Below are 21,628 nucleotides of genomic sequence, written 5' to 3'. Positions count from 1 at the left end.
GAATTTGTGATACAATGTGACTTAAGTAACAGTGTCTTAGCTTCTAGCTAAAGGAGATTTAAAAATGTCAACATTAAGAGATCCTGATAATTTAACTTTACACACTGATGATTATGAAATCAATATGATGGCAACTTACTTTGAGAAACACATGCAAAATCGCCATGCGGTTTTTGAAGTATTTTTCAGAGACATGCCATTTGGAAATGGTTACGCCGTGTTTGCTGGATTAAAGCATATCATTGAGTACATTAACCACATTCACTTTACCGAAGACGATATTAATTATCTAAAATCAGTTGGAGATTATTCCGATGAATTTTTGGATTACTTACGGAACTTTAAATTTACCGGAACCGTTCGTTCTGCTGTTGAAGGTGACCTGGTTTATAACAATGAACCAATCGTCCAAGTTGAGGGAACGATTGCGGAATGTCAGTTAGTTGAGACTGCCATTTTAAACATGGTGAACTACCAGACACTAATTGCAACTAAGGCTGCCCGAATTCGTATGATAGCGGGTGATGATCCGCTAATGGAATTCGGTAGTCGAAGAGCTCAAGAAGTTTCTGCTGCACTGTGGGGAACGCGAGCTGCTTACATTGGTGGTTTTAATGCCACTTCTAACGTGTTAGCTGGTAAAGAATTCGGCATTCCGGTTAGTGGAACAATGGCGCACTCGTTGATCGAATCGTTTGGAAATGACTACGATGCCTTCATGGCATACGCTCAGACGCATAAGAACTGCACCTTTTTGTTAGATACCTTTGATACGATCAAAAGTGGAGTTCCTAATGCCATTAAGGTTGCTAAAAAGATGGGTAATAAAATTAACTTTGAGGGAGTTCGAATTGACTCCGGTGATATGGCTTATCTATCCAAACGAGTTAGAGAAATGCTGGATGACGCTGGTTTTAAAGACGTTAAAATCGTTGCTTCCAATGATTTAGATGAGTATACCATTAGCAGTTTGAAGATGCAGAATGCTAAAATTGATTCATGGGGAGTTGGAACCAAGTTAATTACGGCCTTTGATCAACCCGCACTGGGCGCAGTTTACAAACTGGTTTCAGTTGAGGATGAACAGGGTCACATGGTTGATACCATTAAGCTTTCTAACAATGCTGAAAAGGTTTCAACTCCTGGAAAGAAGCAGGTTTGGAGAATTACTGAAAAAGATGATGGGAAGTCCGAGGGTGATTACATCACCCTTGCCGGGGAAGATCCACAAGAACAGTCGTCATTGTTCATGTTTCATCCCCACTTCACTTACATCAATAAGACCATTAAGAACTTTAATGCTAAGCCACTCCTTAAGGATATTTTTAAAGATGGAAAACAGGTTTATTCTTTGCCATCATTAGAAGAGACCAAGCAACATGCTAAGGACTCACTTGGAGCTTTGTGGCCTGAATACAAGCGTCAGCTTAATCCACAAGATTATCCGGTTGACCTTTCTAAGAAAGCTTGGGATCACAAGATGAATTTGATTAATCAGATTCATAATGGGGTTGAACAAAAATTAGAGTAGGTGAGTACGATGGATGAAAAGCAAAAACAACTTCAAAAACAAATTATTGATGACTTAAAGGTGCAGCCAAAGATTGATCCAGAAACTGAAATTCGTCGTAGCGTTGATTTTATCAAGAATTACGTTCAAAAGAATTCCTTTATTAAATCGGTTGTACTAGGAATTTCTGGTGGGCAAGATTCGACTTTAACCGGAAAATTAGCTGCCATGGCCATAAACGAGTTAAGAGAGGAAACGGGAGATACGGAGTACCAATTCATCGCCGTTCGACTTCCTTATGGCGAACAGTCTGATGAATCCGATGCAATGGAAGCCATTGATTTCATGGATGCTGATCGTGTGGAACGTGTCAACATCAAGGCATCGGTTGACTCGATGGTTAAAGCGGTGGAAGCCAATGGAGATTCTATTTCGGACTTTAATAAGGGTAACATTAAGGCTCGGACTAGAATGATTGCTCAGTTTACGATTGCCGGTGCTAATCAAGGAATTGTCCTTGGAACTGATCATGCTGCCGAGGCGGTGACTGGATTTTATACCAAATTTGGGGATGGAGCTTCAGATATTGTTCCTATTTGGCGTTTAGACAAGCGTCAAGGACGCGCATTGTTGGAATATCTTGGTGCTCCTAAACATCTTTACGAGAAGACCCCAACGGCTGATCTCGAGGACGATCGTCCGTCACTTCCAGATGAGAAGGCACTAGGGGTCAGTTATAAAAATATTGATGACTTCTTGGAGGGAAAAGATATTAGTTCAGACGCAGCTCAAGTCATTGAAAACTGGTATTTGAAAACCCAACATAAGCGTCACCTTCCAATTAATGTTTATGACACATTTTGGAAATAAGTAAATGTAAGTGTACTAAACTCCGTTAATTATTTAATGGAGTTTTTCTTTGAAGGAAGATGATTAAGAGATGGATAAAACGTTAGTTGACAAAACCGCCGGGGCCTTACCCCACATTTCAAAACGACAGATTGAAGTCACCCTAGAACTGCTAGATGATGGAAATACCGTTCCCTTTATCGCCCGTTATCGAAAAGAACGAACCGGAAACTTAGATGAAGTTCAGATTAGGGAACTCGAGGATACCTACAAACGATTAGAGAAACTCAGTCATCGAAAAACCGAAGTCATTAAAAAGATTGATGAAGAAGGACAATTAACCTCACAGCTAAAGAATGAAATTTTAAACGCAGAAAGCATGCAAATAGTTGAAGATCTCTACCTTCCATACAAACAGAAGCGCAAGACCAAAGCTACGGTTGCTAAAGAACGTGGTTTAGAGCCACTTGCAGCTGCCATTTTACAGTTTCGTAATCAACCCTTAGTCCAGTTGGCGCAAAAGTTTGTAAATAATGAGCAGAACGTTGATTCAACTGATGATGCTTTAGACGGAGCCCATGAAATCATTGCTGATGCAATTGGTAATAACGCTAAGCTTAGAGAGTGGATTCGAAATTATACCCTCAAGAATGCCATTTTAGTGACCAAGGTTAAAACCAAAGGAAAGGAAAATGATGATGGTGGCGTTTATAGTGACTACTATGACTTTAGTGAACGAGCAAAAGCAGTTCCTAGTTATCGAATCCTGGCCATTAACCGTGGTGAAAAAGCTAAGGTTTTAAACGTGAAACTGGATGTTGATGTGAATGCCATCATGCATTACATCGATTTCCATGTGGTTGGTAATCATAAGGGACCAGCTGTGGCGTTCGTAAAAGAAGCTGGAAAAGATGCTTACAAGCGGTTTATTGGTCCTGCCATTGAACGTGAAATTCGTTCTAATATGACTGAGACGGCCGAAAAACATGCCATTGAAGTGTTTGGTGGAAATCTGTATCACTTGTTGATGCAGGCGCCTATCAAGGGGAAAGTAGTACTAGGATTTGATCCAGCTTATCGAACGGGATGTAAACTTGCTGTGATTGACGCTAGTGGCAAATTTTTAACCAAGAAAATTATTAAAGCAACCAAACCAGCCACTGCTTCCGAGCAAGCCCATGCAAAGCAACAACTCATTGATTTAATTAAACAGTATCACGTTGAAATGATTGCGATTGGAAACGGAACGGCTTCCCGTGAGTCAGAACAGTTTGTGGCGGATGCCATTAAGAAGATTAATTATCCGGTTCATTACGTAATTGTTAATGAAGCAGGAGCGTCTGTTTACTCCGCTAGTAACAATGCCAGAAAAGAGTTTCCAGATTTACATGTTGAGGAACGGTCTGCAATTAGCATCGGACGTCGTTTACAGGATCCGCTTGCGGAACTAATCAAGATTGATCCTAAGGCGGTTGGGGTTGGTCAGTATCAACACGATGTTTCTGAAAGTAATCTCGATGACCAGTTGGACCGAGTGATTGAGACGGCGGTTAATCAAGTTGGGGTGAACTTGAATACCGCGAGCCCGGACCTTTTAGAACATGTTTCGGGTCTTTCAAAGTCCATTGCCCAAAACATTGTGACGTATCGGGATGAAAACGGTATGTTTTCGAATCGTAATCAGCTTAAAAAGGTTAAGCGGCTTGGACCAAAAGCTTTTGAGCAGTCGGTTGGCTTTTTGCGCATTATCAACGGTAAGAATTCACTGGATAACACTGATATTCATCCAGAAAGTTATCCAGAAGCTAAGCAAATTTTAAATGAATTGGGATTAACCCTTGATAACTTTAGTTCTGAAGATGGCAAGAAACGACTCGAAAAAGCTGATCCAGTACAGTTGTCCCGATCATTATCAATTGATCAACAACTCGTGACCGATATCCTGACTAGTCTTAAGAATCCAGGACGAGACCAACGGGATAACATGCCTAAGCCCCTCTTGAAATCAGACATCATGAAGATTGATAATTTAAAACCCGGAATGAAATTACAAGGAACGGTGCGAAATGTAACCGATTTTGGAGCATTTGTTGACATTGGAGTAAAGCAGGACGGTCTGGTTCATATTTCTAAAATGAGTCACAAGTTTATCTCGGATCCGGCAAAGGTCGTTTCCGTTGGTGATATTGTTGATGTTTGGGTCTTAGACGTTGATCTTGATCGAAAACGTATCCAACTTTCAATGGTGGGACCAGAATAGGAGCGAAGCCAGTTGCAAGATGATGAATTACAGAAGTTAGTTGAACGAATTTCGTTAGAGTCGTTTGGAAAACCGTTTAAGCATCGGGCTTATTTTAATGGTCGCCTGAAAACAACGGGTGGTCGTTATCACTTAAAAGACCATAATATTGATATTAATCGAAAAATGGCAGATGTGATTTCAGAGGATGAACTGATTGGAATCATTAAGCATGAGCTGGTTCATTATCATTTACACCTAGCTGGTTACTCAGCTAATCATCGTTCTAAAGAATTTAAGCAGTTACTTAAAGCTGTTGGTGGAAGTAGATATGCCCCTAATTTAAAAGCAAAATCGACAATTTATTATTTTTACCAGTGTACGAATTGTGGTCAGATCTATCGACGTAAGCGACGGGTAAATATTTCCCGCTTTGTATGTAGTAAGTGTCGTGGTAAGCTAAAACTAGTTAAAAAGGAGTGAAATATCATGGAAAAAATTATTGTTAGAGTTCCTGCAACCTCAGGAAACGTTGGAAACGGATATAGTTCAATCGGACTTGCTCTTCACATGTATTACACGGTTATTGTTGAAGAAGAGACGGAAAAATGGCGGGTTAACCACGCTTTTGGTGACTCAGTCCCTCACGACGACAAGAACCTAGTGGTTCAAACTATTTTGAAGGTCAATCCTAAGATTATGCCCCACCAACTAACGGTAATGTCAGATGTTCCGCTTGAAAAAGGACTGGGTTCGAGCACTACGGCAATTGCAGCGGGAATTAAGATTGCCAACAAACTCGAAAACATGAACTTATCTGTTAATGATCAGATTAACATTGGTAGTCGGATGGAGGGTCATCCAGATAACATTGCTTCGGCAATTTTAGGTGACATTACCATCTCTCATTATGAAGATGGTAAAACCGACGTGGTAAAAGCTCATATGCCTGACGAAATGCAAGCCTTGGTCTTTATCAGAAACGAGAAAATTACTCAAAAGAAGGGGATGGAACGTTTCCCCAAGGAAATTAAATTTGCCCAAGAGGTTCAAACTAGTAGTGCTTCGAATGTGTTTGTCGCGGCTTTAATGCAGAAAGATTGGGATAAGGCTGCTCATATGGTTGAAGCTGATAGTCTGATTCGAACCGGTCAGGGAAATGACTTTAAAGACTTTAAGGTTATTCAACAAACCGCTCATGAATTAGGAATCTATGGAACCTACATTAGTGGAGTGGGTTCCTCAATCATTACGTTAGGTGACTATGATCACTTAACGACCTTACAAAGCAAGATTGAAAGTAATGATCAGTTGGACGGAAAATGTCGGTTAATTGATCTTGATCGTGATGGTGCTACCATTCGTGGTGAAGATTAATTCAAAAATTCATTGCGCTTCGTCGTTAAATTTGCTATGATGTTTATTGTAGCAATGCGGCCATGGCGGAATTGGCAGACGCGCAAGATTAAGGATCTTGTCGGGATTTATCCCGGTGGAAGTTCGAGTCTTCTTGGCCGCATAATTGAATAATGATTCAAATAACACCTAATCTTTCTTAAGATTAGGTGTTATTTTTTGGCTTTTAGGTTCCTTTGATTGACTTTCAGCGCGCTAGGATTAACTTAAAGAAGTGGGTATATTAATTAATTATCAAGGGATGGTGTGATTATGACAGATAAATTAACAACTGAAGCTGGCCAACCATGGGCCAACAATGAACATTCACAAACTGCTGGGGTTCGTGGCCCAGTTTTAATGCAAGACTATCAACTACTGGAAAAGTTAGCTCACTTTAATCGTGAGCGAATTCCAGAACGAGTTGTCCACGCTAAGGGTGCTGGTGCCAAGGGTGTTTTTAAACTAACTCATGATATGAGCAAGTACACTAAGGCCGACATCTTTAACGGAAAGGGGAAAGAAACCCCAATGACAATCAGAATTTCTCAGGTTGCAGGAGAAGCTGGTTATCCTGATACAGTGCGGGATGTTCGTGGATTTGCGTTAAAGTTTTACACCAAAGAGGGTAATTATGACATCGTCGGAAACAATACTCCGGTATTCTTTGTAAATGATCCCCTTAAGTTTCCTGATTTTATTCATTCTCAGAAACGTGATCCTAAGACTCACTTGCGTTCTCAAGAAATGCAGTGGGACTTCTGGTCTCATTCACCGGAATCAGTTCATCAGGTAACCTATTTGATGGGTGATCGTGGTAATCCGGCTAGTTACCGAACCATGAATGGTTATGGTAGTCACACCTATAAGTGGGTTAATAAAGAAGGAACTCCATTTTGGGTTAAGTATCACTTTATTAGTCAACAAGGTGTTAAAAACATGACGAATGAGCAAGCTTCCGAAGCAGCTACTAAGGATACGGATTACCTTATTCATGACCTGTACGATGCGATTGAACAAAAGAACTATCCAACATGGAAGGTTTACGTCCAAATTCTTCCATATAAAGCTGGAATTGACTATAATCCTGACATTTTTGATGTCACTAAAGTTGTTTCTCATAAAGATTACCCACTGCAAGAAGTTGGTGAATTTACCCTTAATCAAAACCCAACTAACTATTTTGACGACGTTGAGGAATTGGCTTTCTCACCAGCTAACCTAGTTCCTGGAATCGAAGCTAGTCCAGATAAACTGTTACAAGGACGTTTGTTTGCCTACAAGGATGCCGAGCGATACCGTTTAGGAGCTAATTATGAACAGCTTAAGGTCAACCGTCCTGTTGATGGTGTTCATAACTATGAACGAGATGGCTTAATGGCACAAGGACAAGACGGATCGGTTAACTATGAGCCAAATGGTAAGGGCGGCCCAGTTGAGGATCTCAGTGCTTCGATCAGTCCTGATAAGGTCGAGGGTGAAACTGGTGCTTTTAAACCTTACGATACCGATTATTACAGTGAGGCTGGAAAGCTTTACCATGTTATGAAGCCTGAAGAACGAGATCGTTTGATTCAGACCATCAAGGGCGCTTTAGGTTCCGTTAATAACCATGAGATTAAGGTTCTGGAGACTAGACAGTTTTATAAGGCTGATCCTGAATATGGAACTCGGGTTGCCAAAGCATTAGGCCTTGATTTAAATGAAATTAGATAAAAAATTAAATTAAAATAAAAAAGCACTTCACGTTATGTGAAGTGCTTTTTTTAGTATGCTGGCGCGGTTGAAGCGGAACCAGGGTTATCACTTGAATCTTGATTATTAGCTTGACTCCCGCCATTTCCGTTACTAGGGGAGTTAGTTTGTTGTTGCTTGGAAGTTAATCCCTTAGCAGGATCGAGATTCAAAGTTGTTCGAATATGATTAGAAACGTTCATTAGCTCATCGGGTTGAGCTACTTGGTAACTAATCCCATTAATCATGGCTTCATTTCCCTGTAGTGTTTCCGACTTAATGTGATGAGTAGCTGGACCATACTTGGATCTGATCGCAATCATGTCATCAAATGACAAATCAGTCTTGAGATTGCCGTTTAGTGATTCAAGAATTTGTTGGTACCTAGGGATGGAAGAAATTCCCATTCCTTTCATCACAAGCTTCTCCAGAATTTGACGTTGCCGTTGTTGCCGTCCATAATCACCCTTTGGATCGTCATCACGCATTCTGGAATAGTCAAGGGCTTGGTCTCCATCTAGGTGAGTCATTTTGCCCTTAACTACGTTTGCATTGCCATATTTGAATGTGAGTGGTGGTTTAACGTCAACTCCACCGACTGAATTCACCATCTGTTTTAATCCGCCCATGTTGACAATAGCAAAATAATCAATGGGAACGTTAAGAAGATCCTGGACGGTAGAAATGGCAGTTTTAGGACCGCCAATGGTATAGGCTGCGTTAATTTTTTCGTATGGTTGGGAATCGCCGTTAACAACCACTTTAGTATCACGAGGGATGCTGGTTAAGTAAGTAGTTTCTTTTTGTGGATTAACGGTGGCAACGATAATTGTGTCAGTACGACCAACGTCATGTCTCCCCAGTGCCCCTGTATCGGTTCCCATCAATAGGATGGAAAAGGGCTTTCTTTTTTTGAGGATCCCAGATACGTTTCGTGATTTTCCAATGCCATCATCTTGAAACGTTCCGCCAAACGAATGACGTGCTTGCGTATAAGCTCGAAATCCGAACGCTAGTCCAATGAGGACAATTAGTAAGACGACGGCCATAAAGGTCCATGCGATTGGATGGTGTGGTTCTTCATCATAATCAACGGCGGGTTCAGATTGTGGTTCCGCAAAGTGTGGATTACCGGACCGACGATTACGTGATTGATAATTGTCATTATTGTTATCGTTATTTGACATGTGCAGCCCCCACTTATTATTAATACTGGTTCAAATTATATAGCAGTCTTGAAGACAAACGCTAGTTATTTCTTAACTTTTTAGTATATTTTAATATAACCATATTGTCCCATTATAGTAGTTTTTAATGGCACAAAATCATATGGTACAATAAGTTAAGTTAAATTTATAGGAATAGGATGGTCTAATGGGGATCTTTTTTAAAAGTATTTCAGGAATACTAATCGTGTTAATCATGATTATACTTGGTTTTGTTTTGGCAAAACGGCATTGGTTCAACGATGATTCCACGAACTTAATTGTAAAATTGGTGATTGACGTTGCTTTACCGTGTTACATGATTTACACCATTGGTCATGATTTTACGGCTAATACTCTACTTTCGACCCTGCCAGATTTGCGGTTCCCCGTGGTAAGTATGTTGATCATGTTCGGCATTTCTGTGGCAATTGCACGAGTTATTCGCATTAAAAAGTATCATCGGGGCTTGTTTGAATCGATGTTTTTAAATTCTAATACGGTCTTTGTTGGTTTGCCGGTTAATATGGCGTTGTTTGGAGCACAAAGCCTCCCATACATTCTGGTGTACTACATGGCCAACACGACGTTTTTCTGGACCATTGGAGTTTACCTAATTCAAATGGACGGGGATGCCAATTCCAAGTTTGATTGGAAAAAGACGATCGGGAAGATCCTTTCACCGCCACTTCTAGGATTCATTATTGGGGTCATTTTGGTCCTTCTTAGGATCAAACTACCTAGTTTCTTAATGAGTGATTTTCAGTACGTCGGGAACTTGACGATTCCACTTTCCATGATGTTCATTGGAATTTCAATGGCAAATGTCAATCTTGCCAAGTTCGATTTGAGTGCTTCCAATTGGGGGATCTTACTAGGAAGGTTTATCATTTCGCCATCCCTCATGGCGCTCTTGGTAATTCCAACCGGAATGCCAATTTTAATGAAACAGGTCTTTATCATGCAAGCGGCCATGCCAGTTATGACAAATGCCCCAATTGTTGCCAGAAAGTATGGTGCGGACGCTGATTATGCTTCATTGATGGTTACTGAGACGACCATCATCAGTTTGATTGTTTTACCCATTTTAATGGTGATCGTACAACAGATCCATTAAGACGAGTCAATTGAAAAATAGACAAGTAAAGAATGGGAGTAGTAGTGTAAAGTGAAAAAATCAGTGATATATGTTTTAATTTCAACGTTAATGTTTAGTTCGATGGAGATTGCCTTAAAGGTTGCTGGCAGTGAGTTTAATCCAATTCAGTTAAATTTACTGCGATTCTTCATTGGTGGGGTAGTATTGTTGCCGTTTGCTTTTTATGAGTTACATAAAAGACGGCGGAAGCTTAATCTAGATGACTGGAAAGCCTTTGCGTTTACCGGATTTGCATGTGTGGTTATCAGCATGACTTTGTATCAGTTAGCCATCGTTTATGATAAACCAGCCATTGTGGCCGTTTTGTTTAGTTGTAATCCAGTATTTGCAGTTATTTTTGCCTATTTCATTTTGCACGAACGAATTGGACGAGCAAATTTAATTTCGCTTATTATTTCCGTTATTGGATTAATTGTGATTGTCAATCCGTTTAATCTGACTAATCCAGTTGGAATTATTTTATCCCTTCTGTCAGCGGTTACCTTTGGTTTCTATAGTATTTTGTCACAATCCTGTTCGGTGAAAAGGAATTTAGATGGGATAACCATTACCTGTTTTACATTTATTGCTGGTTCTTTTGAACTTTTTGTTCTATCATTGATTACCAACATTCCTGCTGTTGCTAGCGGAATGAAAACGGTGGGATGGTTAAGCCAGTTCGCTGCTATTCCCATTTTGAAAGATGTTAACTTACAAAACTTTTGGATTTTGTTTTTTATTGGAGTTTGTGTGACTGGTGGTGGATTTGCCTTCTACTTCTTGGCCATGCAGGAGTCCGGGGTTTCAATTGCGTCCCTAGTATTCTTCATAAAACCTGGTTTGGCACCAATCTTAGCCATGATTTTTGTTGGTGAGAAGATCAATTTGCCAACCGTCGTCGGGATCGTGATCATTTTGATTGGTTCCGTGGTTACCTTTATCGGAGAACGCTACAAGGAGACCGATGCCACCATGTTAAATGACAAGACGATTGAGGAAAGTAAGTAATCTTAGTTTATTGAGGCGATTGGATGAGTAAATTAGTAATTATGAGACACGGCGAAAGTGTCGCAAATCACACTAATACCTTTACTGGATGGAGTGATGTCCCACTAACTAAAAAGGGTGCTGAAGAAGCCATTAAAGCTGGCAAACGGTTAAAAGAAACCGGGATTCAATTCAGTGACGTCCATACTTCCGTTTTAAAACGTGCTATTGTTACCGCGGAGATTGTCCTAGATGTGATTGATCAGGATTTTATTCCTGAACACAAGAGTTGGCGCTTAAACGAGCGGCATTATGGTGCATTAAGGGGCCAAAATAAAGAAGAAGTTAGAAAACGGGTAGGAGATACCCAGTTTATGAAGTGGCGAAGGAGTTTTTATGCGGTCCCACCGAAATTAGACGAAGTCCCGCCGGTGCGAAAGTATCGACGACTGGGAGTGGTTGAACCACCAGCAGAAAGTCTTAAAATGGCTTATGATCGTATGATTCCATATTGGCAGGATGAGATTGCTCCTCGACTTCTTGATGGCAAAAATCAATTGATAGTGGCTCACGGAAGTACTCTACGAGCGTTAATTAAATACTTAGAAAACATTAGTGATAAGGGAATTGATGGAGTCGAAGTTAAAAATGGCCGTCCTATCATCTATACCTTTGATCCCGATTTAGACATTTTGGATAAAACGTATCTGAAGTAAAATAAAAAGGACGAAAACTTTTACTTAAGTTTTCGTCCTTTTTATTGGCTAAGATTGTTAAGACTTTGCGTAATTATTCTTGTAATTTCTCGAACCTAACGGGCTTCGATTGTTTCTGGACCGTCAGCATGTTCCACAATAATGGTATTAACGATGTTTAGGAATAAACCATGTTCCACAATTCCGGTCATACTATCAAGTTTTTCACCTAGTTGAACTGGGGTGGTGATCTCTGGTAGTCCAAGATCAATGATGTAATCACCGGAATCAGTCGTTAGCTTTCCTCCATGACCACTTTGCCGGAACTTTGGATGAAGTCCCATTCGATTAAGACGGCGATAAAGTTGACCACTACCGTATGGAATTACTTCAAGTGGAAGTGGATAGTTGAGCTTTTTGACCATCTTACTTTCATCAACAATCCACATATTACGATCAGAGTTAATGGCAACGATTTTTTCCATCAAGTGCGCTGCACCGCCACCCTTAATTCCTTGGAAGTTCTTATCGATCTGATCAGCCCCATCAATGGTGAGGTCAATGTGATCGACTTTGTCGACATCCTTGGTGGTAATCCCAAGACTTTCAGCATAACGCTTAGTCTTGTTAGAAGTTGGTACTCCAATAATGTCTAAGCCTTCGTTCTTAATGCGTTCGCTTAGAGCATCTACCATGTACTTGATGGTGGTTCCCGATCCAAGACCTAAAACCATTCCATCCTTAACGTGTTTAACAGCTTCTTTTCCAACGTGTTTCTTTAACTCTCGCTGATCTGCTGAATTCATTTGATTGTTCCCCTTCAAATTAAGTCGTTACTTTCAGTAACTTGACCACTAATATTAATTTTCACTGGTCTTCATGATTTTGTCAAGCAATGTCAAATTTTAGAAAAGACTGGTAAAATAATAGTAGGAATTTTTGAGAAATGAAGGGGTAATCGATTATGCTAAGAGGCTTTGAAATTGTTTCAAAATATCAGAACGAAAATTTAACGTTACCAAAACGAGCAACGGAAAAAGCGGCTGGCTATGACTTTGCCAGTGCTTGTGACATGACCATCCCATCAATCTGGAAAACCGGTTTGATGCATGCGTTTGCCATTATCAAGGCACAAAAAAATTTAGATCAGCAAGCTATTATGGCTTCAGAAAAGGCTCTAAAACCGTTCTTGGTTCCAACCGGAATCAAGGCTTACATGCAACCAAACGAAGTATTGATTATCGCAAATCGTTCGAGTAATCCACTTAAACGAAACTTAGTGATTCCTAATGGGATTGGTGTCATTGATGCTGATTACTATAATAATGAAAGTAATGAGGGGGAGATTTTTGTTCAGATTTTAAATTTCGGCATCGTTGATCGCAAGATTAAAAAGGGTGACCGAATTGGACAGGGAATCTTTATGCCTTATTTATTAGCGGACAAAGATGAAGGACCAAAATTAACTCGAAATGGGGGATTTGGTTCTTCTGGCAAATAGTTAGGAAATGATTTAATGGCTAAAACAAAAACACAATACGTTTGTTCCAACTGTGGATACATTTCACCACGTTATATGGGACGTTGTCCCAACTGTGGTGAGTGGAACACGATGGTGGAACAGACCGTTCAGAAGAACGATCCGAAAAAGGCTAATGTTAGTCGAGTTTCCCTTAGTGGCAACAAATCACAACCACAGTTAATCGGACAAGTCAACGCAGAAAGTGCTCCTAGAGTTCAGGTGGATTCAAATGAATTAAATCGTGTCCTGGGTGGTGGAATCGTACCTGGTTCACTGGTATTAATTGGTGGTGATCCAGGGATTGGTAAGTCGACCTTACTCTTGCAAGTTTCTGGTCAGTTGGCTGAATCAGGACAAAGGGTCCTCTATGTTTCGGGAGAAGAAAGTGCCGATCAGATTAAAATGAGGGCTGATCGACTGAATGTTTCCGAAAATGGTAATTTATACATTTATCCTGAAACTGACATGGCTTCAATCAGAAAAGCCATTGAAGAAGTAAAACCCGATACGGTCATTATTGATTCAGTTCAGACCATGCAGGAGGATGAAATTCCCTCTGCCATTGGATCTGTGACCCAGGTTCGAGGAGTTACCTCTGACTTAATGAATATTGCTAAAACGAATGGGATTACTATTTTCTTAGTGGGTCATGTTACCAAGGGTGGAACGCTTGCAGGACCTAAGACACTTGAACACATGGTGGATACCGTCCTTTATTTTGAAGGAGACAAACATCACTCTTATCGACTATTACGGGCCGTTAAGAATCGATTTGGTTCTACTAACGAACTAGGAATCTTTCAGATGGACGAAGACGGTCTCAAAGAGGTTAAAAATCCATCCGAAATTTTTCTGGAAGAACGCTTAAAAAATGCCACCGGCTCTGCCATTGTGGTAGCAATGGAGGGAACTCGTCCGATTCTGGTGGAATTACAGGCTCTCATTGTTCCATCGGTTTTTGGGAACGCACAAAGGACCGCTTCTGGTCTTGATCGGAACCGGGTCTCGTTGATTATGGCGGTTTTAGAAAAACGAGCTGGATTAATGTTGCAAAATCAGGATGCCTATTTAAAGGCTGCTGGTGGAGTGAAGTTAAATGAACCAGCGATTGATCTGGCAATGGCAATCAGTATTGCTTCCAGTTACGAAAACGTGGGAACCGATCCAAAAGAATGTTACATTGGTGAACTTGGCTTGACTGGTGAAATTCGACGGGTTAATCGAATTGAACAACGCGTTATTGAGGCCCAAAAGTTAGGCTTTAAGCGAGTACTTGTTCCCAAATATAACTTAAAGGGATGGACGCCACCAAAGAATATTCAAGTAGTTGGTGTCTCGACCATTGGTGAAGCATTGAAGACAGCACTAAAAAAGTAAAATATTTTCTTTTCAATTGGTCTAGTTCATAATGGATGGGATCATTGATTTGGGTCATTATGAGTATGTTAGTATTGAATAATAATTAGGAGGTTGGACATGCTAAAAGTTTATAATTCACTTACAAATGAAAAAGAAAAATTCGAGCCGATTACACCCGGTGTGGTTAATATGTATGTCTGTGGTCCAACTGTTTATAACTACATTCATATCGGTAATGCTAGAAGCGTGGTAGCGTTTGATACCATTCGGCGGTATCTGGAGTATTGTGGCTACCAAGTGAACTATGTGTCCAATTTTACTGACGTTGACGATAAAATGATTAACGAAGCAAAGAAAGAGGGAACTACGGTTCCTAAGTTAGCTGATAAGTACATCAATGCTTACATGGAAGATACTAAAGCTCTAAACGTAAAGCCCGCAACCGTTAACCCACGGGCAACGGATAATATTAAAGACATCATTGCCTTTGTGGCTGATTTAATTGATAAGGGATATGCTTACAATGTTAACGGAACGGTCTACTATCGTGCCCGAAAGTTTAAATCATATGGCCTGTTAGGTCATGAGAACATTGATGATCTTGAGAGTGGTGCAAGTGAACACGTTTCAAGTGAAGAACTGGCCCAGAAAGAGGATCCAATTGATTTTGCCCTCTGGAAAAAAGCAAAACCAGACGAGATTTCATGGGATTCACCGTGGGGGAAGGGACGCCCGGGTTGGCACATTGAATGCTCAGTGATGTCAACTAAGTATTTGGGTAATACTTTTGATATCCACGGAGGTGGAATCGATTTAGAGTTTCCTCACCATGAAAATGAACGGGCTCAAAGTGAAGCCAAGACTGATCAGAAGTTTGTTAATTACTGGCTTCATAATGGTTTTGTTACCGTCGGCGACGATGATGAAAAGATGAGTAAATCAAAGGGAAACTTTGTGACGGTTCACGATCTCTTGAAAAAGGATAACCCCCAGGCACTTCGGTTTCTAATCTCAACTACCCAGTACCGGCGTCCAATTCGATTTAGCCAGCAGGGAGTTGACGAAGCAGCTACTAATCTGCAAAAAATCCAAACCGCCTTTGACAATTTAAATTACCGATTAAAGGATGCTGAGGCTTACAATGATCCAAAATTAGATCAGGAAATTCGGCAAATTCAAGCTGATTTTCAGGATGCCATGGATGATGATTTTAACGTTCAAAATGGAATTGCAAAGGTTTACGAGCTAGCTAAACTCGGCAATGTCTACGCGGAACGTCCCATTGTTTTTAAAGAATCAATCAAATTGTTGATGAAGCGACTGGAACAGTTGTCTTCCATTTTTGGAATTAAACTCCAAAGTAGCGAATTAAATGATGATAAAGTTAAAGAATTAATTCAAGAAAGAAATGACGCTCGGGAGAACAAGCAGTTTGCCCGAAGCGATGAAATTCGTGATGAATTAAAAAATAAGGGAATTATACTAGAAGATACACCGCAAGGAACACGGTTCAGAAGGGAAAATTAATTTAGATGAGTGAAGCGGACGACAATATTCAATATCGACAGTTAAATGGAATTGTATTGGCTTATTTGGGGGATGCAGTTTATGAGGTATATATCAGACGTCATCTAATTGATGAGGGAATTGCTAGACCAAACCAACTACAACGGTTTGCCACCAAGTACGTATCCGCTAAAGCTCAAGCTGGACTAATTGATCTTATGAAGCAGGATGGAATTCTAAGTGATGAAGAGGCTTACTTCTTTAAACGTGGGCGCAACGCTAAGAGCTATACCCATGCTAAGAATACGAGTGTTGTTACTTATCGGATCTCAACTGGTTTTGAAGCCCTTTTTGGTTTCTTATCACTTAGTGGTCAGGACAAGCGTCTTGATGAATTGGCCAAGTGGTGCATTGATCAAGTAGACGCTGGGAGAGTGGAATATGAGAGATAATGAAGACTTTATAATTGGAAGACATCCGGCAGTTGCTGCCTTGCGAAGTAAGGATCAAGAGATTAATAAGGTGTTTTTGCAAAGTGGAATTAGTCAGGATGATGACACGGTTAAAAACATCATTCGTTTGGCAAATGGACGTCATCTAGTCATTTCGAAAGTCCCTAAACAGAAACTAGACCTAATGTCAGACAATCAGAATCATCAGGGAGTGATGCTCGCAATTGCTTCTTTTAAATATGCTTCAATTGATGATTTATTTGAGAATGCCCAATCCAAGGGCGAAAAGCCGTATTTCGTTATTTTGGATAATATTGCTGATCCACATAACTTAGGCTCGATCATTAGAACTGCGGATGCTGCTGGAGTTCATGGCATTATTATTCCTAAACGTCGTGCGGTGGGATTGACTTCAACGGTAGCAAAAACATCAGCGGGGGCCATTGAACGTGTCCCAGTTGCACGAGTTACTAACCTGGTTAATACCGTTAAAGAACTTAAAGATCGTGGCCTATGGATTTTTGGAACGGATATGAAGGGAACCGATTATCGGCGCTGGGATGCAAGTGGAGCTTCTGCATTAATCATTGGTAGTGAAGGTAAGGGAATCGCTCCTCTTCTTAAGAAACAGGTCGATGAGACCCTCACGATTCCAATGGTAGGCGATATTCAGAGTCTTAATGCTTCGGTAGCAGCGGGTCTTGTGATGTATCAGGGATTTAACTCCCGTCATCCGTTATAATTAAATAATTAAGTTTGGGAATGATACTTTTGGATCATTCCTTTTTTGTTACCTTAATATCGGATTTTCGATATTAAAAATTGGTTAGTGGATAATTTTCTGTATCAAACGTTTGTTCGCTTGTTTTGATTAAATCTACTTGGGTACGATATTAATTGTTAATTAATTGATTGAGGGGAGAACCAACTTGTGAACAAAGAAAATGGACGTGCTAAAGAGTTAAAACTAATTGAAGACGCTAAGTGGAATGATGCTGACTTTATTAAATTATTTGAAAAATATGCACCAATTTATTTAAAACTGTGGAATGATTTTTACGTTTCAGACATGGAGCTATCAGATTGGAAGCAAGAAGCGGCCATTGTTCTTCACCGGACAATTATTCGATATGATGCAAGTCGAAATGTAACCTTTGGCAGCTATTACAAAACGAATTTAAAAAATCGACTATATGATATTTTACGAAGAAAACGGGCACAAAAGCGACTTCCTGATTCCAAAAAAGCATCTTTTAGTGCTTACAGCCAGTTTTATTCGGATACAATTGCTGACGTTCATGCTGCTAATCCAGAGCGAGTGCTTTCAATCTATGAAAATTTACAGATTCTAATGAAAAAATCTTCAGTAGTGGAAAGGCTAGTGGTTATTAAGTCTCTTGAAAACCTTACCTTTGAAAAAATGGCTAACCTTTCTGATGAAAATATGATGAGATTGAAGAATGCGATGGCACGTTGCCGACGCAAGTATCATGAGATTAATCGAATTGACTAATGTCCCTATTGATGATAATATAAATTAGATATTAAGGAGGTGCAGCTTATGGCACAGAAAAAAGTGGCACTAGCCTGTTCTGTATGTGGTTCAAGAAACTACACCATTGCTAGCAATCCTAATCGCGTTAAACGATTGGAAGTAAATAAATTTTGTAAGCATTGTGGAAAATACACGTTGCACCGCGAAACTCGCTAAGAGGGGAATTTACATGAAACGATTTTGGAACTTTTTAAAAAGCGTTGTTGCAGAAATGAAAGTGGTTGTTTGGCCGAACGCTAAACAAACGAGAACTGATACTTCAATCGTTGTTTGGACCACCATCTTTTTTGCAATTTTCCTTGGTGTAATTGACTGGGCTATTCAAGCAGCTTTGAAGTTGTTGGCCTAAACTAGATTAGTATGTTAATTTCTGTTATAGTTACTTTAGTGATAAGAACTTCGTTTACGCGGAGTTTTTTTATTTTGTTTTAAGTTAAAGGAGATAATCATTGTGGTAGAGACTGCTGAGAAGCAATGGTATGTATTGCATACATACTCTGGCTATGAAAACAAAGTTAAGATGAATCTTGAATCTAGAAAAGAATCTATGGGAATGGAAGACTATATTTTTGACATTGTGGTCCCAGAAACTGAGGAACATGAAGTTAAGAATGGCAAAGAAAAAGTTGTAATGAACAAAACTTTCCCAGGGTACGTCTTGGTTCAAATGGTAATGACTGATAGAGCTTGGTATGTTGTTCGAAACACGCCAGGTGTTACTGGATTCATTGGTTCTCATGGGCAAGGTTCTAAGCCTAATCCCTTATTACCTGAAGAGGTTGATAACGTAATGTCGACCATTGGGGTAAAAAAGCATGTTAAGCCATTGGATAGCCAAGTTGGTGACACAGTTACCATCGTTGAAGGAGCGTTCAAAGGTCTTTCTGGTAAGATTACTGAGATTGATAATACTAAGGGAAAACTCAAAGTTAACATTGATATGTTTGGTAGAGAAACCAGCACTGAACTTGAATTTGATCAAGTTAAACCCTTAGAAGCAGATTCTCAGTAAATTACTCATTGTCACGTTTAAATAAACGTGGTATATTTATCTAGTATGCGTATTGCATAAATTAACGTGGGAGAAGAAATTTTAATCTTCATTTACCACACACGGACTTAAGGAGGTATGTCTCGTGGCTAAAAAAGTAGCTAATGTAGTTAAACTACAAATACCTGCGGGTAAAGCAACACCCGCTCCTCCAGTTGGACCTGCTTTAGGTCAAGCTGGAATTAATATTATGGGTTTCACCAAGGAATTTAACGCACGTACTGCTGATCAAGCAGGAATGCTTATTCCAGTTGTGATTACTGTTTACGAAGATCGTTCGTTCGACTTTGTAACCAAAACCCCTCCAGCCGCTGTCCTATTAAAGAAAGCCGCTGGTGTTGAACACGGTTCCGGTGAACCTAATACTAACAAGGTCGCTAAGGTTACTAAAGACCAAGTTAAGCAAATTGCCGAAACTAAAATGCAAGATCTAAACGCAGCTGATGTAGAAGCAGCTATGCGCATGGTTGAAGGTACGGCACGTAGTATGGGATTCACTGTTGAAGGTTAATTTCACTATGCCCGGACAGCACGGTATCGAAAGATAGTGTGCTAGTGGGAGGAAATTCCGTTATAACCACAATTGCAAGGAGGAAGACACAATGGCTCGTAAGAGAGGTAAGAAGTACGAAGATGCTTCTAAGCAAATTGATAAGAGTAAAAAGTACTCTGCTCAAGATGCTGTAGAATTAGTTCAAAAATTAGATGCAGTTAACTTTGATGACACTATCAGAGTTGTCTACAAATTAAACGTTGATACTAAACAAGCTGATCAACAATTACGTGGTGCCGTAGTTTTACCTAATGGTACTGGTAAGGATCAAACTGTTGTAGTATTTGCTAAGGGTGAAAAAGCTCAAGACGCTAAGGATGCCGGTGCTGACTACGTTGGTGACGATGACTTAGCTCAAAAGATTCAAGATGGATGGCTCGACTTCGACGTCGCAATTGCCACTCCTGATATGATGGCTCAAGTTGGTCGTTTAGGTCGTGTATTAGGACCTAAAGGATTAATGCCAAACCCTAAGACTGGAACTGTTACCATGGATGTTTCAAAGGCGGTTTCTGATGCTAAGGCCGGTAAGGTTACTTACAGAACTGACCGTGATGGAAACGTTGCAGTTGCGATCGGTAAAGATTCATTCGATGCAGATAAGTTGGCTGAAAACCTTAACACCATCAATGATGTGATTGTTAAGAATCGTCCAGCATCTGTTCGTGGAACTTACATTAGTAACATTTCTGTTTCATCAACAATGGGACCGGGTGTCGCTGTTGATCCTGAATCATTTTAGTTACTAACTAATTAAATAATCCCTAATTGACTAATATTTATCGTTATGATAGATTATTAGTTGAATATGATTCGCCTAAGACTCAGGTGGTTTTAACCTTAATTATGCCTGCCGAGGAGTAAAACACTCTTTCTCTATGTTTTGGCGAACATAGGGATTTTTTATTAAGTCCCAAAATACATTGGGAGGTGAAATAATATGCCAAGAAAGAACGTTATTGATGCTAAAGCCAAGAAGGTTGATGAAGTTGCTGACCAATTTCAAAAAGCCGTATCAGCAATTGTTGTTGATTATCGTGGTTTAAGTGTTGCTCAAGATACTGATTTACGTAAACAACTACGTGATAATGATGTATCAATGAGTGTTATTAAGAACAAAATTTTGGAACGTGCCGCTGATAAAGCCGACGTTAAAGATTTAAAGGATACTTTTGTTGGACCAACTGCCGTTGCATTTTCTGATGAAGACCCAGTTGCTCCTGCCAAGATCTTGAAGAATTTTGCTGATGATAATCCAGAACTTGAAATCAAGGGTGGAATTATCGAAGGTAAGATTGCTTCACTTGATGAAATCAATGAATTTGCTGCTCTACCAAGCCGTGAAGAATTGCTTTCAACTCTTGCTAATATCTTGAAAGATCCTATCCGTAAGGTTGCTTATGCTGTTAATGCTGTTGTTGATAAAGATGACAATGGTGACGACAGTGATGCAGCTTAATAAAAATAAATTAAATGTCCTAATAGGAGGAAATTAAAATGGCTTTTGATAAAGATAATATTATTGCTCAATTAAAAGAAGCTTCAATTACTGAATTAAATGACTTAGTTAAGTCAATCGAAGATGAATTCGATGTTTCAGCAGCTGCCCCAGTTGCTGCTGCAGGTGCTTCCGGTGACGACAGTGCTACCAAAGATTCATACGATGTTGAACTTACTGAAGCAGGTCAAGAAAAGATCAAGGTTATCAAGGCAGTTAGAGATATCACTGGTCTTGGCTTAAAAGATGCTAAGGACTTAGTTGACGGTGCTCCTAAGGCTGTTAAAGAAGGCGCTTCAGAAGCAGATGCTAACGACATTAAGGATAAGCTTGAAGCCGTTGGTGCTACTGTAACTCTTAAGTAGTTTACACCCAAAAAA

General features: G+C 39.9%; 24 protein-coding genes, 1 tRNA gene and 1 other annotated feature. Of the genes, 23 read left to right on the top strand and 2 right to left on the bottom strand.

The genetic code is table 11. From position 1 onward, the window contains the following. Window positions 1-64 precede the first annotated feature (64 nt). The 7 genes from LfDm3_RS04795 (at window position 65) to LfDm3_RS04765 (ending at window position 7,709) form a co-directional block, all read left to right on the top strand. Window positions 65-1,531, top strand: coding sequence for a nicotinate phosphoribosyltransferase (locus tag LfDm3_RS04795; protein WP_039144595.1), 1,467 nt, complete (start codon window positions 65-67; stop codon window positions 1,529-1,531). A gap of 9 nt (window positions 1,532-1,540) precedes the next feature. Then, window positions 1,541-2,380: an ammonia-dependent NAD(+) synthetase gene (nadE, locus tag LfDm3_RS04790; protein ID WP_039144592.1), complete on the top strand. Its 840-nt coding sequence runs from the start codon at window positions 1,541-1,543 to the stop codon at window positions 2,378-2,380. A 70-nt stretch (window positions 2,381-2,450) separates the two neighbouring features. Further along, on the top strand, window positions 2,451-4,619 hold the full coding sequence (locus LfDm3_RS04785) for a Tex family protein (protein ID WP_039144590.1): 2,169 nt from the start codon (window positions 2,451-2,453) through the stop codon (window positions 4,617-4,619). 12 nt (window positions 4,620-4,631) lie between these two features. Next, on the top strand, window positions 4,632-5,081 hold the full coding sequence (locus tag LfDm3_RS04780) for a SprT family protein (RefSeq protein WP_039144587.1): 450 nt from the start codon (window positions 4,632-4,634) through the stop codon (window positions 5,079-5,081). A gap of 6 nt (window positions 5,082-5,087) precedes the next feature. After that, window positions 5,088-5,975 (top strand): homoserine kinase, encoded by an 888-nt coding sequence (gene thrB / locus LfDm3_RS04775; RefSeq protein WP_039144584.1) that lies wholly within the window; start codon window positions 5,088-5,090, stop codon window positions 5,973-5,975. A 56-nt stretch (window positions 5,976-6,031) separates the two neighbouring features. Then, a tRNA-Leu gene (locus LfDm3_RS04770) sits at window positions 6,032-6,117 on the top strand. 149 nt (window positions 6,118-6,266) lie between these two features. Further along, window positions 6,267-7,709 (top strand): catalase, encoded by a 1,443-nt coding sequence (locus LfDm3_RS04765; protein WP_039144582.1) that lies wholly within the window; start codon window positions 6,267-6,269, stop codon window positions 7,707-7,709. A gap of 50 nt (window positions 7,710-7,759) precedes the next feature. Here the strand turns inward: LfDm3_RS04765 and LfDm3_RS04760 are convergent, their stop codons facing one another. Beyond that, window positions 7,760-8,914, bottom strand: coding sequence for an LCP family glycopolymer transferase (locus LfDm3_RS04760; RefSeq protein WP_039144578.1), 1,155 nt, complete (start codon window positions 8,912-8,914; stop codon window positions 7,760-7,762). Between the two features lie 187 nt (window positions 8,915-9,101). Between LfDm3_RS04760 and LfDm3_RS04755 the strand changes: the two genes are divergently transcribed. Genes LfDm3_RS04755 through LfDm3_RS04745 form a run of 3 tightly spaced genes read left to right on the top strand, consistent with a single transcriptional unit; the run spans window position 9,102 to window position 11,773 of the window. Continuing rightward, complete coding sequence (locus tag LfDm3_RS04755) at window positions 9,102-10,049, top strand: AEC family transporter (protein ID WP_039144575.1); 948 nt, start codon at window positions 9,102-9,104, stop codon at window positions 10,047-10,049. Between the two features lie 51 nt (window positions 10,050-10,100). Then, window positions 10,101-11,078, top strand: a complete 978-nt coding sequence (locus tag LfDm3_RS04750; RefSeq protein WP_052236616.1) for a DMT family transporter — start codon at window positions 10,101-10,103, stop codon at window positions 11,076-11,078. Window positions 11,079-11,101: 23 nt separating this feature from the next. Further along, window positions 11,102-11,773, top strand: a complete 672-nt coding sequence (locus LfDm3_RS04745; protein ID WP_039144573.1) for a 2,3-bisphosphoglycerate-dependent phosphoglycerate mutase — start codon at window positions 11,102-11,104, stop codon at window positions 11,771-11,773. A 95-nt stretch (window positions 11,774-11,868) separates the two neighbouring features. On the opposite strand, the gene rpiA is transcribed toward LfDm3_RS04745, so the two are convergent. Then, window positions 11,869-12,558 carry a ribose-5-phosphate isomerase RpiA gene (gene rpiA, locus LfDm3_RS04740; RefSeq protein WP_010021762.1) on the bottom strand — a complete coding sequence of 230 codons (690 nt, stop codon included), beginning with the start codon at window positions 12,556-12,558 and terminating at the stop codon, window positions 11,869-11,871. A 158-nt stretch (window positions 12,559-12,716) separates the two neighbouring features. Here rpiA and LfDm3_RS04735 point away from each other — a divergent pair, with 158 nt between their 5' ends. The 13 genes from LfDm3_RS04735 to rplL all read left to right on the top strand — a co-directional run bounded on the left by LfDm3_RS04735 (window position 12,717) and on the right by rplL (window position 21,613). Beyond that, the gene (locus LfDm3_RS04735; RefSeq protein WP_039144570.1) at window positions 12,717-13,253 is read left to right on the top strand and encodes a dCTP deaminase/dUTPase family protein; all 537 of its coding nucleotides are present in this window, start codon (window positions 12,717-12,719) and stop codon (window positions 13,251-13,253) included. Between the two features lie 15 nt (window positions 13,254-13,268). Beyond that, window positions 13,269-14,651, top strand: a complete 1,383-nt coding sequence (gene radA, locus LfDm3_RS04730; protein WP_039144568.1) for a DNA repair protein RadA — start codon at window positions 13,269-13,271, stop codon at window positions 14,649-14,651. Window positions 14,652-14,750: 99 nt separating this feature from the next. Continuing rightward, complete coding sequence (gene cysS, locus LfDm3_RS04725) at window positions 14,751-16,160, top strand: cysteine--tRNA ligase (RefSeq protein ID WP_039144565.1); 1,410 nt, start codon at window positions 14,751-14,753, stop codon at window positions 16,158-16,160. A gap of 5 nt (window positions 16,161-16,165) precedes the next feature. After that, entirely contained in the window at window positions 16,166-16,591 is a 426-nt protein-coding gene (locus LfDm3_RS04720; protein ID WP_039144562.1) for a Mini-ribonuclease 3, read from the top strand. Then, window positions 16,581-17,333, top strand: coding sequence for a 23S rRNA (guanosine(2251)-2'-O)-methyltransferase RlmB (gene rlmB / locus LfDm3_RS04715; RefSeq protein ID WP_039144559.1), 753 nt, complete (start codon window positions 16,581-16,583; stop codon window positions 17,331-17,333). The genes LfDm3_RS04720 and rlmB overlap by 11 nt, the downstream gene beginning before the upstream one ends. Before the next feature lie 189 nt (window positions 17,334-17,522). Then, complete coding sequence (locus LfDm3_RS04710; protein ID WP_039144555.1) at window positions 17,523-18,104, top strand: sigma-70 family RNA polymerase sigma factor; 582 nt, start codon at window positions 17,523-17,525, stop codon at window positions 18,102-18,104. A gap of 48 nt (window positions 18,105-18,152) precedes the next feature. Beyond that, window positions 18,153-18,302 carry a 50S ribosomal protein L33 gene (gene rpmG, locus LfDm3_RS06785; RefSeq protein ID WP_010021771.1) on the top strand — a complete coding sequence of 50 codons (150 nt, stop codon included), beginning with the start codon at window positions 18,153-18,155 and terminating at the stop codon, window positions 18,300-18,302. Between the two features lie 13 nt (window positions 18,303-18,315). Then, window positions 18,316-18,495, top strand: coding sequence for a preprotein translocase subunit SecE (gene secE, locus LfDm3_RS04705; RefSeq protein ID WP_010021772.1), 180 nt, complete (start codon window positions 18,316-18,318; stop codon window positions 18,493-18,495). 102 nt (window positions 18,496-18,597) lie between these two features. After that, the gene (gene nusG, locus LfDm3_RS04700) at window positions 18,598-19,158 is read left to right on the top strand and encodes a transcription termination/antitermination protein NusG (protein WP_010021773.1); all 561 of its coding nucleotides are present in this window, start codon (window positions 18,598-18,600) and stop codon (window positions 19,156-19,158) included. Window positions 19,159-19,282: 124 nt separating this feature from the next. Further along, entirely contained in the window at window positions 19,283-19,708 is a 426-nt protein-coding gene (rplK, locus tag LfDm3_RS04695) for a 50S ribosomal protein L11 (protein WP_010021774.1), read from the top strand. Window positions 19,709-19,799: 91 nt separating this feature from the next. Continuing rightward, window positions 19,800-20,492 carry a 50S ribosomal protein L1 gene (gene rplA / locus LfDm3_RS04690; protein ID WP_010021777.1) on the top strand — a complete coding sequence of 231 codons (693 nt, stop codon included), beginning with the start codon at window positions 19,800-19,802 and terminating at the stop codon, window positions 20,490-20,492. A gap of 56 nt (window positions 20,493-20,548) precedes the next feature. Continuing rightward, window positions 20,549-20,664: a sequence feature (ribosomal protein L10 leader region), on the top strand. A gap of 26 nt (window positions 20,665-20,690) precedes the next feature. After that, the gene (gene rplJ / locus LfDm3_RS04685) at window positions 20,691-21,209 is read left to right on the top strand and encodes a 50S ribosomal protein L10 (protein ID WP_039144550.1); all 519 of its coding nucleotides are present in this window, start codon (window positions 20,691-20,693) and stop codon (window positions 21,207-21,209) included. Window positions 21,210-21,247: 38 nt separating this feature from the next. After that, window positions 21,248-21,613 carry a 50S ribosomal protein L7/L12 gene (rplL, locus tag LfDm3_RS04680; protein ID WP_010021780.1) on the top strand — a complete coding sequence of 122 codons (366 nt, stop codon included), beginning with the start codon at window positions 21,248-21,250 and terminating at the stop codon, window positions 21,611-21,613. The last annotated feature ends 15 nt before the right edge of the window (window positions 21,614-21,628 follow it).

This window comes from Fructilactobacillus fructivorans, assembly GCF_000814735.1.
GTDB classification, from domain to species: domain Bacteria; phylum Bacillota; class Bacilli; order Lactobacillales; family Lactobacillaceae; genus Fructilactobacillus; species Fructilactobacillus fructivorans.
Note: the sequence above shows the minus strand (reverse complement) of the source record. Positions and strands in the feature narration are given on the sequence as shown.

Coding starts and splice junctions, on each gene's coding strand:
- LfDm3_RS04795 (WP_039144595.1), top strand. CDS start 65: ATGTCAACATTAAGAGATCCTGATAATTTAACTTTACACACTGATGAT.
- nadE (WP_039144592.1), top strand. CDS start 1,541: ATGGATGAAAAGCAAAAACAACTTCAAAAACAAATTATTGATGACTTA.
- LfDm3_RS04785 (WP_039144590.1), top strand. CDS start 2,451: ATGGATAAAACGTTAGTTGACAAAACCGCCGGGGCCTTACCCCACATT.
- thrB (WP_039144584.1), top strand. CDS start 5,088: ATGGAAAAAATTATTGTTAGAGTTCCTGCAACCTCAGGAAACGTTGGA.
- LfDm3_RS04765 (WP_039144582.1), top strand. CDS start 6,267: ATGACAGATAAATTAACAACTGAAGCTGGCCAACCATGGGCCAACAAT.
- LfDm3_RS04760 (WP_039144578.1), bottom strand. CDS start 8,914: ATGTCAAATAACGATAACAATAATGACAATTATCAATCACGTAATCGT.
- LfDm3_RS04755 (WP_039144575.1), top strand. CDS start 9,102: ATGGGGATCTTTTTTAAAAGTATTTCAGGAATACTAATCGTGTTAATC.
- LfDm3_RS04745 (WP_039144573.1), top strand. CDS start 11,102: ATGAGTAAATTAGTAATTATGAGACACGGCGAAAGTGTCGCAAATCAC.
- rpiA (WP_010021762.1), bottom strand. CDS start 12,558: ATGAATTCAGCAGATCAGCGAGAGTTAAAGAAACACGTTGGAAAAGAA.
- LfDm3_RS04735 (WP_039144570.1), top strand. CDS start 12,717: ATGCTAAGAGGCTTTGAAATTGTTTCAAAATATCAGAACGAAAATTTA.
- radA (WP_039144568.1), top strand. CDS start 13,269: ATGGCTAAAACAAAAACACAATACGTTTGTTCCAACTGTGGATACATT.
- cysS (WP_039144565.1), top strand. CDS start 14,751: ATGCTAAAAGTTTATAATTCACTTACAAATGAAAAAGAAAAATTCGAG.
- LfDm3_RS04720 (WP_039144562.1), top strand. CDS start 16,166: ATGAGTGAAGCGGACGACAATATTCAATATCGACAGTTAAATGGAATT.
- rlmB (WP_039144559.1), top strand. CDS start 16,581: ATGAGAGATAATGAAGACTTTATAATTGGAAGACATCCGGCAGTTGCT.
- rpmG (WP_010021771.1), top strand. CDS start 18,153: ATGGCACAGAAAAAAGTGGCACTAGCCTGTTCTGTATGTGGTTCAAGA.
- secE (WP_010021772.1), top strand. CDS start 18,316: ATGAAACGATTTTGGAACTTTTTAAAAAGCGTTGTTGCAGAAATGAAA.
- rplA (WP_010021777.1), top strand. CDS start 19,800: ATGGCTCGTAAGAGAGGTAAGAAGTACGAAGATGCTTCTAAGCAAATT.
- rplJ (WP_039144550.1), top strand. CDS start 20,691: ATGCCAAGAAAGAACGTTATTGATGCTAAAGCCAAGAAGGTTGATGAA.
- rplL (WP_010021780.1), top strand. CDS start 21,248: ATGGCTTTTGATAAAGATAATATTATTGCTCAATTAAAAGAAGCTTCA.